The sequence below is a fragment of the Paenibacillus sp. FSL K6-1217 genome, assembly GCF_045040735.1.
Classification (GTDB): domain Bacteria; phylum Bacillota; class Bacilli; order Paenibacillales; family Paenibacillaceae; genus Paenibacillus_AQ.
The window spans coordinates 6812984-6825675 of record NZ_CP150271.1; the positions used below are offsets into that span (position 1 = coordinate 6812984).

A 12692-nucleotide genomic window follows, 5' to 3' on the forward strand; every position below is an offset into this window, starting at 1 on the left:
TCGATCCGAGGAGAGAAAGCGATGATGAATAAGGTGGATTACCAGACCCGGATTGACCAGATCCGTGCGGCGCTGGGATATGACTTCATGTCGCTGGCGTTCGCCGAGCCGGCGGAGTATGACTACGCGATCCGCTGGAAATATGCTTCAGGCAATATAAGTGACCGCTACAAACGGATTGTGCTGCAATCCGGCAGAGGGATTGCAGGTATCGTGTTCAAGACCGGCAAGCCGTTCTTAATCCCTTCTGTGAAGCTCATGGTGAAGCCCGATAGCCTGTTCAATTACCCCATCACCAAGTTGGAGAATCTGAACAGCATCGGGGCGGTGCCGATGTGGAATGATGCCCGCGTGGCAGGCGTGCTTCTGGGCGGCTTCAGAGGTGACCGGCAGGTGACCGCTGATATGCTGCATGAGCTGGAAGAGACGGCACGGGGCGGCATCGGAGACTTGAACGGGAAGGAATTGTTGCTCAGTTGATGATACCCGGAACAGACTTACGCAGTGAGCTGATGACGAAGCTGTTCGAGAACAGCTCGGAGGCAATGTTCTTTTTTGACCGGCAAGGGAAAGCCCTGGCGATGAATCCGGCTGCCGAGACGATTGTCGACAAGGATATTCTGAAGCAGCTGTATCAGGGGAACCCAGAAGCGCTCTGCGGGACCTGCCGGGGATATACCAGCGAGACGGAGCTGCGCACCTGCCTGAATTGTTATTTTCATACCCCGGACTCGGAGGAGTTCACCTCGTATCAGGTCTATCTGGAGACCAGGGACAAGGGGATAGTCCCTTATGCAGCCACCTTTCACACTATAGATGAAGAGAATGGAATCCGGGTCTTCATGCTCAGGGATTTAACGAGACAGTTCAAGACGCAAGAGAAGTTCTACCAGAACAAGATGATGAAGCATATTATTGAAGCCCAGGAGAATGAACGCAAGCGGATCTCCCGTGAACTCCATGACAGCGTTGCGCAAGAGCTGATGAGTGCCGTGATTGATCTGCGTGTGCTGAAATATATGACCGCTGATGACGGACTGCTCAAAAAAGTGAAGCAAACGGAAGTGTCCATGACCCGTCTGCTGAGCGATATCCGTAACCTGTCGGTGGAGCTCCGGCCGGCTGCCCTGGATGATTTCGGTCTGGAGGCGGCCTTCCGCTCGCACTTCAAGCGGGTGGAACAGACGTATGGCCTGGTGATTGAATATGAGTCCCGGCTGTCCGAGAAGCGGTACGGGAGCGAGATTGAGACGGTCATGTACCGGGTATGCCAGGAAGCGGTGCTGAATGCACTGAAGTATGCCCAGGTCGACAGTGTCAAGGTATCGCTGACCGAGAACGACGGCATGCTCCAGCTGCTGATTCAGGATGAAGGGATCGGCTTCCATCTGGGCGATGAGCCTGCCGGAACAGGCTTGGGCTTGTTCGGGATGCAGGAGCGGGCGGAGTTGGTGGGCGGAACCTTCAGTGTGGAATCAGAGACCGGCAAGGGGACCCGGATTATGCTGCAGGTCCCCGTATGATGGGCCCGAGGAAAGGAATGAGCTTCTGATGAAGATCGTCATTGCAGACGACCATGCGATCGTGCGCAGCGGATTCTCGATGATTCTTAATTTTCAGGATGATATAGAAGTGATTGGAGCGGCGGCCGACGGCAGGGAAGCTTATACGATGGTCGCCAAGCTCCGCCCGGATATTCTGATCATGGATTTAAGCATGCCTCCGGGAGAAAGCGGGCTGACCGCGACCGGCAAGATCAAAGAAGATTACCCTGATACCCGGATCCTGATTCTGACGATGCATGACGATGATGAGTATCTCTTCCATGTCCTGAAGAACGGGGCCTCTGGGTATGTGCTCAAGAGTGCGCCGGACGAGGAGCTGCTGTTGGCCATCCGGACCATCTATGAGGGCGGGACTTATATTCATCCCAAGATGGCTACCTCGCTGGTCCGCGAGTTCATTAAGCAGGACAAGACCGGCGGGACCGAGGATCTGTTCGAGCTGCTGTCTAAGCGGGAGCTGGAGATTCTGCCGCTCATTGCCAAGGGATACGGGAATAAAGAGATTGCAGAGAAGCTCTATATTTCCGTGAAGACCGTGGAGGCCCATAAGGCCAAGATTATGGAGAAGCTTAACCTTAAGAGCCGGCCCGAGCTGGTCGAATACGCTTTGAGGAAAAAAATGCTGGATTTCTGACCGGCCACTGGAGGGTTAGCCGTATGCCGGAACATACAGGCCTTAAGTTCACGTTGCCCGCGATGCGCATTCTTGAGAATGAACACCGCTATTTATCTTTTCTGATGGAGGAATGGCATGCCATTGTCCTCTGGTTTGAACAGGAGCAGCTTACGCTGGAAGAGGCCAGGACACAGCTTCAGAAGCTGCGCCGGGCGGTGCAGGAGTTCATGGTTCCGCTGAAGAAGCATACCGATAAGGAAGAGACGTATTTCTTCCCGCTGCTGGGCCGGTATATCGGCTTCGACCAGGGCCCGCTGGCTGGCATTCAGGAGGAGCACCGCGAGATTGACGGGTACATCGGGCATTTCCTGCATCATTCGGAGGGAGACATCGGGCAGATGCCGCTTGAGGCGATTCGCGCTGCGGTGCGGGATGCGGGGGAGGCCTTCGAGGTGCTGACCGTCCATTTTGTCAAAGAAGAGACCGTGATCTTCCCGATGGGCGAGAACCAGCTGAGTCCGAAGGACAAGAAACTGCTAGGTGAACAGTTAAATACGCTGATTACGTGAGTATGATGATATTAGATGGCTATGATAAGGCTGCTCCAGCTTGGGGCAGTTTTTTTGGTGTTTTTTATTATGAGTATAGTGGATTCGCCGGATAAGGCGGTGAAAGACACGTGGGAGCATGTCCCGAGAAATACCCCGCTTAGCGGGGCTATTTTTTACAAGAATTTATATGTTTTGGGGTCCCCGCAAAGTACCTGAGTCATCACCTACGCTAAAGCCCCACTTTGTGGGGTTATTTCAGGGTTTACCCTGTCAGGGAAAGGGGACTCCCCTATATCTGGGCCGGGGAACGGCGGATACAATGAGTACAGGAAGTATCGTAACAGGATAGCATCACAAGAAAAAAACGGCGAAAAGGTGAAACGAATGATTAAAAAAATGCAATTGCCGCTGCAAACCTTAAACTTGATTACCGGATTCATGGTGTGGGTGATTATCTCTTCCCTGATGCCATTTATCTCGGAGGATATCAGCATCCCTCCCGGGCGGCTGGCGATGGTTACGGCCATTCCGGTAGTGCTTGGCTCGATTCTGAGAATTCCGCTGGGCTACTATGCGAATATTCTGGGGGCGCGGATTATTTTTATGTCCAGCTTCATTCTGCTGCTGTTCCCGGTCTACTTCATCAGTGAAGCGTCCACGGTTACCCATCTGATTATCGGAGGCCTGTTCCTGGGTGTCGGCGGCGCGGTCTTCTCCGTAGGGGTTACCTCTCTGCCGAAGTACTATCCCAAGGAGAAGCACGGTCTGGTTAACGGTATCTATGGAATCGGGAATCTCGGCACAGCGGTGACAACCTTCTCGGCGCCTATCCTGGCAGCACAGTTCGGCTGGGCGAACGCAGTCAAAATGTATCTAATCCTGCTGCTGGTATTTATCGCCCTCAACTTCTTCTTCGGGGACCGTCAGGAGCCTAAGCTCCGCACTCCGATTATTGAACAGATCAGGGGCGTGTCCAGGAACGAGAAGCTCTGGCTGTTCTCCCTGTTTTATTTCATTACCTTTGGCTCCTTCGTAGCTTTTACCATTTATCTGCCGAATTTTCTGGTATCCAGTTTTGGTCTGGAAAAAGTGGACGCCGGGATGCGCACCGCCGGCTTCATCGCGGTCGCGACCTTCTTCCGTCCGATCGGCGGCTGGCTGGCCGACAAGTTCCAGCCATTGTTCCTGCTTATTTTCACCTTCAGTGTATACACGGTGGCTGCCATTATTCTGGCTTTCATGCCGGACATGGGTCTGTATACGGCAGGCTGCCTGGCGATTGCGGTAAGTGCCGGACTCGGGAACGGTGTTATTTTCAAGCTGGTGCCGCTGTACTTCAACAAGCAGGCTGGGATTGCCAACGGGATTGTGTCGATGATGGGCGGTCTGGGCGGATTCTTCCCTCCGATTATGCTATCCGTGATTCATGCGGCAACCGGACAATATTCTATCGGCTTCATGCTCTTGTCCCAGGTGGCGCTGGCCAGTCTGGTACTCGTGGTGTGGCTGTACTTCCAGGACCGGCTGGCCCTTACCTCTGAGGTGTTCAATTCTACCGGCCAGGGGATTCTCGTTACGGATGTGTCCGGCCACATTAAGACGGTCAATCCGGCCTTCACGAAGCTCACCGGCTATACCGAAGAAGAGGTGCTGGGCAAACAGCCGAGCCTGCTGAAATCCGGCCGCCAGCCTAAGGACTTTTACCGCGTGATGTGGGGTGAGGTCAAGGCCAAGGGCATGTGGCAGGGCGAGATCTGGAACAAGCGCAAGAACGGGGAAGAATACCTGCAGTGGCTGAATATCAGCGCGGTGAAGGATGAGACCGGTGAAGATGTCCGCTATGTAGGCACCTTCAGCGACATTACGCAGAAATAAACGGGTGAGCGGATGATCATTCCGGCACCCGGTGAGGAGCAGATGAAGGTGGAGAAGACCAGAACTCCGGTTACTGTAGCGGAAGCGGTGCTGCGGGTAACCGGAAGAGTATGCCGCACAGGTACGGAGACCATTCCGCTTCATGCAAGCTATGGACGTATTCTGGCTGAGCCGCTCACGGCAACCCATGATGTACCGCATTTCACCCGTTCCCCGTATGACGGCTATGCCATAGCTTCGGCAGATTCGGCCGGTGCTTCCGGGAGTAACCGGGTCAGCTTCACGGTGGTGGATCATATCGGCGCAGGGGAAGTGTCGCAGGCAGTAATCGGACGCGGCGAAGCGGTCCGGCTGATGACGGGGGCGGCGCTGCCGGCCGGAGCGGATGCGGTAGTCATGTTTGAGCAAGCGGTCCAGGCGGGGCAGACATTTACGATCCGTAAGGCATTTGCGCCGCAGGAGAATTTGTCTCTGCAAGGGGAGGATATGCAGGCGGGCGAAACGGTTATTCCGGCAGGCTGCTTCATTCATCCCGGAGTGGTGGCGCTGCTCGCTACCTTCGGCTACGGGGAGGTTAAGGCAGGGAAGCGGCCGGTGGTGGGGATTCTGTCTACGGGCACCGAGCTGCTGGCGGTAACAGACCCGCTCGTACCCGGCAAAATTCGCAACAGCAACGGGCCGATGATTGCCGCCCAGCTCGCCCGGATGGGCATTCCGTACCGGATCTATGATACGGCGGCGGATCGGCTGGAGGAATGCCTGCACACAGTCCGGCAGGCGCTCGCAGAGACCGACTGTCTGGTCACAACAGGCGGAGTGTCAGTGGGGGATTATGACTACTTGCCGGAGATTTACAAGCGCCTCGGAGCCGATGTATTGTTCAATAAGGTGGCGATGCGTCCCGGCAGCGTGACTACAGTGGCAGTGGCCGGGGATCAGTTCCTGTTCGGACTATCCGGCAACCCGTCAGCGTGCTTCACGGGCTTTGAGCTGTTCGTAAGACCTGCGCTGCTTAAAATGATGGGGGCGGACAATTTGTATCTGCCGCGGACAACCGCCGTGCTGGCGGAGGATTTCGCCAAAGCGAACCCGTTCACAAGGTTTATCCGGGCAGTATATGACGGCACTACGGTACGTCCGGCCGGCTTCAATAAATCGAATGCCGTCTCCTCCATCGCACGCGGCAATTCACTGTTAGTGCTGCCGGGCGGAACTAGAGGCTACGCCGCAGGAGATAAAGTGGATGTCCTGCTGCTCGGGGTGGAAGAGGGCATGAATGATTGGGTACTGTAAGGCTAAGTGTACGGGAAGGGAGATAGACGCACATGAATCATCATCCACTACAAGATCAGCTGCGGCGGCCTATCCATGATTTGCGGATTTCGGTCACGGACCGATGCAATTTCCGCTGCTCCTACTGCATGCCGAAGGAGATATTCGGTGACGACTATGCTTTTCTTCCATCCAGTGAGCTGCTTACCTTCGAAGAGATTAGCCGGCTGGCGGGGCTGTTCGTCTCACTTGGCGTAAGCAAGATCCGTCTGACCGGGGGCGAGCCGCTGATGCGGCCTAACCTGCCGGAGCTGGTTGCCCGAATTTCTGCCATTCCCGGTGTCAAGGATATGGGACTGACGACGAACGGGGCTCTGCTGGGCGGACAGGCAGCGCCGCTGTATGCTGCGGGCCTGCGCAGGCTGAATGTCAGCCTGGATGCGCTGGACCCGGAGCTGTTCGGCAGAATGAACGGGCGCGGCTTCAAGCCGGGAAGCATTCTCCAGGCTATTAATCAGGCGGCAGCCGCCGGGTTCGAGGTCAAGGTGAATATGGTCGTCCAGCGGGGCGTGAATGAATCGGAGATTCTTCCGATGGCCGCCTACTTCAAGGAACGGAAGATCACGCTGCGCTACATCGAGTTCATGGATGTCGGCAACGATAACGGCTGGAGCTACGATAAAGTTGTGACCAAGGCCGAAATTCTGGAGCGGCTGCAAGCCAGATATATGCTGACACCGCTTGAGCAGAATTACAGCGGCGAGGTCGCGCAGCGCTACGGCTATCTTGGCAGTACGGCCCAGGTCGGCTTCATCACTTCCGTGTCGGAATCCTTCTGTTCCACCTGCTCGCGTGCCCGGCTGTCTTCTGACGGCAAGCTGTATACCTGCCTGTTTGCCTCCAGCGGTTTTGACCTTAGGGCCATGCTGCGCGGAGGGGCTGGCGATGAAGAGCTGCTGGCAGCAATTAAGCAGGTATGGGAGCAGCGCGGTGACCGTTATTCCGATGAGCGGACGGAAGAGACCCGCAGAAGCAAGGCCAAGATCGGCATGTCCTATATTGGAGGATAATTCGCATGACCAGGGGAGAAGTGTACCTATGAACGGAGCAGAACTGCTGATTGAGATGCTGATTGAGAAAAAGGTAGAGACATTGTTTGGCTACCCCGGCGGTGCAGTATTGCCTCTATATGATGCTCTGTATGATAATGACCGGATTCAGCATGTACTGGTCCGCCACGAACAGGCTGCGGTTCACGCTGCAGACGGATATGCCAGAGTAACGGGACGTCCGGGGGTAGCGCTGGTAACCAGCGGTCCTGGAGCCACCAATGCAGTAACCGGAATTGCTACTGCGTTCATGGATTCTGTTCCGTTAATTGTGCTTACCGGCCAGGTAGCCACTGACCTTATTGGTCTGGATAGCTTTCAGGAAGTGGATATCTACGGAATGACGATGCCGGTTACGAAGCACAATTATATCGTCAGAGACATTGCCGAGCTTCCCCGAATCGTCCACGAAGCATTCCATGTAGCGGTCACGGGAAGACCGGGCCCCGTCTTGATCGATCTGCCGAAGAATGTCATGAATGCGGAGTTCATTCCTGTCAGCGGACCGGCTGAGCCTTGCTCTACGCCGGTGATCCGGGGATACGAGCCGAATCCGTCCATTGATCCAGCGGATATTCTGCTTGCGGCAGAGCGGCTGAGCCGTGCAGAGCGGCCGCTGGTACTGGTCGGCGGAGGCTGCATGCAGGGAGAGACCCCTGCACTCTTGCGGGAATTCGCGGAGCGGCATCGCTTCCCCGTAGCGGGTACGCTGATGGGGATCGGGGCTTTCCCTTCCGGGCATCCCCTGCATCTGGGAATGGTCGGGATGCATGGAACGGTGGCGGCCAACCGTGCGCTGCAAGGCGCCGATGTTATGTTATGTCTCGGGGTACGGTTCAGCGACCGGGTAACGGGCAAGCGGAAGGCATTCTCGCCGGGATCGTATAAAATCCAAGTGGATCTGGATACCTCAGAGCTGAACAAGAATATCCCTGTGGAGCTTGCGGTGACCGGCTCTTGTGAGGAGCTGCTCAGAGGGATACAGGAACAGGTACATACAGCAGAGCATCCGGCTTGGGATGAACAGATTCTGGCCTGGCGTCAGCGCAAGCCGAAGCAGGGCCGGGAACAAGGCGCTAAGCTGACCCCTCAGGAAGTTATTCGCGCCCTCCAAGAGGCCACCGCAGGCGATGCGGTGATTGCCACGGATGTCGGCCAGCATCAGATCTGGACGGCTACGCATTATGAATTCTCGGAAGCCCGCTCCTTCCTGACCTCCGGCGGGCTGGGAACGATGGGGTACGGCCTGCCTGCTGCGATTGGGGCGGCCGTTGCTTTTCCTGACCGCGATGTGGTGTGTATTACAGGGGACGGAAGCTTCCAGATGAATATGCAGGAGATCATGACCGCCGTGGATCACGGCCTGAATGTCAAGGTGGCAATCTTCAAGAACGGGTATCTGGGGATGGTACGGCAATGGCAGCAGCTGTTTCTGGGCCGGCGTTATTCCTCGGTGCGGATCAGCTCGCCGGATTTCGTTGCCTTAGCCAAGTCTTTCGGCGCCCACGGGTTCCGGGCACGAACGCTAGCTGAAGCGGAGCAGATTATTGAACAGGCTCTGCATACGGAAGGGCTGGTTGTGATGGAATTTGATATCACCGAGGAGGATAATGTCTATCCCATTGTGCCGCCGGGCTCAAGCAATCAGGATATGATCGTAGAATAAGCTGGCAGACCTGAAGGAAGCTCCTCTCGCGCAGACTAGCGAAGGAGCTTCCTGGTTTTTGTCCAAATACAAGCATTGTAGTTCTCCTAGAAATACAGCACCAGCACAGACACATATAACATGACAGAGAAGCCGATCTCGATGATTCCCGTGCGCTTCGCCGTAATTCCTGTCCTCGGCAGAATGGCTGCCCGCAGCAGCAGAACCAGCAGCGGGACCAGCAGCGAAGGAAACAGGAACAGCCCGGCTGCCGCGAACAGCAGATGATACAGCACGGAGCCGTAATAGAAGCGGAGATTGTTCCGCTCGCGGATGACGGTTTTGACATAGAATGCGGTTCCGGTAAAGTACAGCACCGCCAGCACGAACAGTTCGTTCACAGCCCGCCAGCTCTCCCCCTGCCCCACATAGAAGACCGGATATATCACCAGGCAGAACGCCACGATAGCAGAAATGTCATTAAGCAGGGCGCGTTCATTCTTGGTCCGGGCATAATAGAGGTTCACAGCGAACAGCGGCAGGAGCAGCAGCACGAACCCCAGCAGCACAGGCTGGACAATCACCAGATAGAGCGCGAACGGAAGCAGCAGTATCCCGTATAGCTTAAGCGGCCGGGCATACCGTGCGAACTTCCGGGTCTTCACCCCCTGCAAGAGCGGGAAGCTGAACAGATAGATCAGCAGCCAGCAGATAAACAGCGGAATATGTATGAACTGCCCCTTGGATGCGGCGACGCCCAGCAGAAAAGGGAGAACGAGCATCGCCCAGGCGCCGTGCTGGTTGGGGATGTATTTTTTCATGCGGCCATAGACCTCCTTCGTAGATATATCATGGCATGTAAGCTGCCAGACTCTTTAACTATACTTGCATCCGGCGGGGAATGCTGGTGATTTGAAGCACAGTGGCACCTGTCAGTCGATTAGGCGGGGAATGGGAAGCGGCCGGAATAGTGTATAATCGAAAATAGATCTTCAAGCGAAGGAGCAGACACCGTGACTATGGAATCTCAGCATGCGGCGGTACAGCGTCCAGTTCCTGTACTGCAAATCGTCGGATACAAGAACAGCGGCAAAACAACCCTCGCCTGCCGGTTAATCCACGCCCTGTCTGCGCAGGGCCTGCGGGTCGGCTCTGCCAAGCATGATGCCCACCAGTTCCGGCTGGATGATCCGGGCACGGATAGCAGCAAGCATCTCCTGCACGGTGCAGTGGAGACTGTATTGTCCTCGCCGGAGGCGACCAGGGTGATGCGCAGATCCGCGACTTCACTGGGAGACATCGCCGAGTCGATGCGCGGCAGGGTGGATCTGGTGATTGCCGAAGGGTTCAAAGGGGCGGATTATCCCAAGATCGCCTTGATTCGATGTACTGAGGACCAGATCACGCTGCAAAAGGAAGCAACGAACATACGCCTGTGGTTAACCTGGGAAGAGGCTGTGGAACCGCAGAGGGCAGATCCGCAATCTCTGGTCAGCCCGGAGGCTGTCCCGGTATTGCCTCTGAAGGATCAGGCGCTTGCGGATCAGGCGGTTATCGCGCTGGCGTTCTCTCTGCTTCAGCCTTAAATTCTATTACAGGAGGTGCCCTCGGTGCTGACAGGAATTATACTGGCGGGCGGGCAGAACTCCCGCATGCTGGGCCGGAATAAAGCCCTCCTGATCTATCAGGGGGAACCGTTCATTGTCCGGCAGGTGAGAGAGATGCAGACCCTCTGCTCCAACGTGATTGTGGTTACGAACGATCCTACCCCGTATCTGGAACGCCTTCCATCGGGTATTCGATATATACCGGATGTCTATGCAGGGCATGGGCCGCTGAGCGGGTTCCATGCTGCTTTTGCCAATGTGCAGACAGACTATGCCTGGGTGGTGAGCTGTGACAGCCCCGGTATATCCGCTCCGGCCGCCGCCTGGATGCTTGCCCGGCTTGAGGCAGGCGGTTATGATGCCATTCTGCCCGTGATAGACGGCAAGCATCAGATGCTGCATGGCGTATACCGGCCGCACCGGATGTTGCCGGAGATTACAGCAAGACTGGAGAACCGGGAGTACCGGCTGGCTGGCTTATTAGAATCGCTGCACTGGTTAGGCGTGGAACGGGACGAGCTTGCTGGTGCGGGGTTAGAAGAGGATTTCGCAGCAGATATAGATACACCGGAGCAATATGAGCAGCTGCTGCATCTATCGAAGGGAAGTGAGCGAATGGGCCATTCGTTATTTGAAATTACAGAGTCCATGATTATACCCGCAGAGGTATCGAATAAAGTTGTGCGCAGAGAAGCCGGGGCGATTACCTTATTCATTGGCACGGTGCGTGAGTTCACACAAGGGAAGAGAACCCTGTATCTTGAATATGAAGCGTATCCGTCCATGGCTGTAACCCAGCTGAAGCGTATCGGGCAGGAAGTGCAGGAGCGCTGGCCGGATACGAAGGTTGCGGTTACACACCGGGTAGGTAAGCTTGAGATTACCGATATCGCCGTTGTGATCGCAGTATCCTCACCCCACCGTAAGGCTGCTTATGAGGCGAATGAATACGTGATTGAGCGGATCAAACAAATCGTCCCCATCTGGAAAAAAGAAACCGGCGAGGACGGCAAAGCGTGGATCGGCGATCAGCTGAATCAGAACGTCTATCCCGAGGGCCGTCCGCTGCTGCCGGATATTCCGGCGGATGATGAGAGGTAACTAAAGGAGGAACGTTCAATGAATGCAGAACAGGTCATGCAGGAGCTTGAAGCGCTCGGCAAGGAGCGGACCAAGAAGATGTATGCCGGCAATGGCGCACGGGAACCGCTGTTTGGCGTGGCTACCGGCGCAATGAAGCCGATTTTCAAACAAACCGGAATCAATCAGCCGCTGGCTGAAGAGCTATATGCCACCGGCAATTATGATGCGATGTATTTTGCCGGGATCATTGCCGACCCGAACGGGATGACAGAGTCGGACTATAACCGGTGGATGGACGGAGCTTACTTCTATATGCTGTCTGACTTCGTGGTCGCTGTAACGCTGGCTGAAGCGGATATTGCCCAGCAGATCGCCGATGAGTGGATCAGGAGCGGAGAGGACCTCAGAATGTCGGCAGGCTGGAGCTGTTATTGCTGGCTGCTGGGAAGCCGCCCGGATCAGGAATTCTCGCGGGACAAGCTGGCTGGTATGCTGGAGCTGGCGGGCCGGACCATTCATGAGTCCCCGGAGCGCACCCGGTATTCGATGAACAACTTCATGTATACGGTAGCCGTGTCCTATTCACCGCTTCATGATCTGGCGTGCAAGACAGCCAGGCAGGTGGGGCCGGTAGAGGTGGACAAGGACAAGCCGAAGAGCAAATTCATTAACGCTTACGATAATATTCTGAAGGCTGTGGACAAAGGACGGATCGGGTTCAAGCGCAAGCACGTACGCTGCTGATCTCCCGGATTTCACCGATACCGGTAATACTTCGCCGCTTCTGGTTAATAAATGCTATGCGTTTGGATAACCTATCTCCTATCCCGGAAGAAAAGAGGCGGTTAAGATGTCAACTACACACCATAGTCACGAGGAAGCCGTTGAGACGGTCCGCAAGCTGATCAAGGGTATTGATATGGCTATGCTTACCACAATTTCGGAGGAGGGGCTGGTCTCCCGGCCCATGAAGACGCAAGAGGTCGAATTCGACGGGGATCTGTGGTTCCTGACCAAGAAGGATACCAGCAAGTTCGGGGAGATTCTGTATGACCCGCGCGTCAATGTCGTGTATGCCGATAAATCCTATGTCTCCATCCGTGGAACGGCAGAGATTGTAACCGATGTGAACAAGAAGAAGGAATTCTGGAATGCGGGATACGAGGCGTTCCTGAAGACCGGCTATAATGACCCCGATGTGATTCTGATCAAGGTCCATGCCGAAGCAGCGGAATACTGGAAGAGCGGCAACCTGGCCGAGAAGGCGGTATACATGTTCAAGCGGATGACGGGCCAGGACACTGACAAGCTGAATCTCAATCAGACGGTTGAGCTGGAGTAGATTAGAATAGAATAGACAATCCGGTAA

General features: G+C 55.5%; 13 protein-coding genes and 1 pseudogene. 13 read left to right on the plus strand and 1 reads right to left on the minus strand.

Annotation, left to right across the window (positions count from 1 at the left end):
• Nucleotides 1–21: 21 nt before the first annotated feature.
• The 8 genes from MHH28_RS30005 (at nucleotide 22) to ilvB (ending at nucleotide 8654) form a co-directional block, all read left to right on the plus strand.
• Entirely contained in the window at nucleotides 22–480 is a 459-nt protein-coding gene (locus tag MHH28_RS30005; RefSeq protein ID WP_405108782.1) for a GAF domain-containing protein, read from the plus strand.
• Entirely contained in the window at nucleotides 480–1523 is a 1044-nt protein-coding gene (locus MHH28_RS30010) for an ATP-binding protein (protein ID WP_405108785.1), read from the plus strand. Before MHH28_RS30005 ends, MHH28_RS30010 begins: the two co-directional genes overlap by 1 nt.
• 28 nt (nucleotides 1524–1551) lie before the next feature.
• The gene (locus tag MHH28_RS30015; RefSeq protein WP_405108788.1) at nucleotides 1552–2199 is read left to right on the plus strand and encodes a response regulator; all 648 of its coding nucleotides are present in this window, start codon (nucleotides 1552–1554) and stop codon (nucleotides 2197–2199) included.
• A gap of 23 nt (nucleotides 2200–2222) precedes the next feature.
• Nucleotides 2223–2750: a hemerythrin domain-containing protein gene (locus tag MHH28_RS30020; protein ID WP_405108791.1), complete on the plus strand. Its 528-nt coding sequence runs from the start codon at nucleotides 2223–2225 to the stop codon at nucleotides 2748–2750.
• A gap of 366 nt (nucleotides 2751–3116) precedes the next feature.
• Entirely contained in the window at nucleotides 3117–4607 is a 1491-nt protein-coding gene (locus MHH28_RS30025; RefSeq protein ID WP_405108794.1) for an MFS transporter, read from the plus strand.
• A 12-nt stretch (nucleotides 4608–4619) separates the two neighbouring features.
• Nucleotides 4620–5900, plus strand: coding sequence for a gephyrin-like molybdotransferase Glp (glp, locus tag MHH28_RS30030; protein ID WP_405108797.1), 1281 nt, complete (start codon nucleotides 4620–4622; stop codon nucleotides 5898–5900).
• Nucleotides 5901–5932: 32 nt separating this feature from the next.
• Complete coding sequence (gene moaA, locus MHH28_RS30035; protein ID WP_405108800.1) at nucleotides 5933–6949, plus strand: GTP 3',8-cyclase MoaA; 1017 nt, start codon at nucleotides 5933–5935, stop codon at nucleotides 6947–6949.
• Nucleotides 6950–6977: 28 nt separating this feature from the next.
• On the plus strand, nucleotides 6978–8654 hold the full coding sequence (gene ilvB / locus MHH28_RS30040) for a biosynthetic-type acetolactate synthase large subunit (RefSeq protein WP_405108803.1): 1677 nt from the start codon (nucleotides 6978–6980) through the stop codon (nucleotides 8652–8654).
• A gap of 86 nt (nucleotides 8655–8740) precedes the next feature.
• Here the strand turns inward: ilvB and MHH28_RS30045 are convergent, their stop codons facing one another.
• The gene (locus MHH28_RS30045; RefSeq protein ID WP_405108806.1) at nucleotides 8741–9454 is read right to left on the minus strand and encodes a YwiC-like family protein; all 714 of its coding nucleotides are present in this window, start codon (nucleotides 9452–9454) and stop codon (nucleotides 8741–8743) included.
• 198 nt (nucleotides 9455–9652) lie between these two features.
• Here MHH28_RS30045 and mobB point away from each other — a divergent pair, with 198 nt between their 5' ends.
• From mobB to MHH28_RS30070, 5 genes and pseudogenes are all read left to right on the plus strand, one after another.
• On the plus strand, nucleotides 9653–10219 hold the full coding sequence (gene mobB, locus MHH28_RS30050; RefSeq protein WP_405117321.1) for a molybdopterin-guanine dinucleotide biosynthesis protein B: 567 nt from the start codon (nucleotides 9653–9655) through the stop codon (nucleotides 10217–10219).
• A 24-nt stretch (nucleotides 10220–10243) separates the two neighbouring features.
• A pseudogene (locus MHH28_RS30055) lies at nucleotides 10244–10690 on the plus strand (molybdenum cofactor guanylyltransferase); the annotation flags it as partial.
• A gap of 165 nt (nucleotides 10691–10855) precedes the next feature.
• Nucleotides 10856–11341: a molybdenum cofactor biosynthesis protein MoaE gene (locus MHH28_RS30060; protein WP_405117322.1), complete on the plus strand. Its 486-nt coding sequence runs from the start codon at nucleotides 10856–10858 to the stop codon at nucleotides 11339–11341.
• Nucleotides 11342–11359: 18 nt separating this feature from the next.
• Nucleotides 11360–12067, plus strand: coding sequence for a DNA alkylation repair protein (locus tag MHH28_RS30065; RefSeq protein ID WP_405108809.1), 708 nt, complete (start codon nucleotides 11360–11362; stop codon nucleotides 12065–12067).
• 106 nt (nucleotides 12068–12173) lie between these two features.
• Nucleotides 12174–12665 (plus strand): pyridoxamine 5'-phosphate oxidase family protein, encoded by a 492-nt coding sequence (locus tag MHH28_RS30070; protein ID WP_405108812.1) that lies wholly within the window; start codon nucleotides 12174–12176, stop codon nucleotides 12663–12665.
• Nucleotides 12666–12692 lie beyond the last annotated feature (27 nt).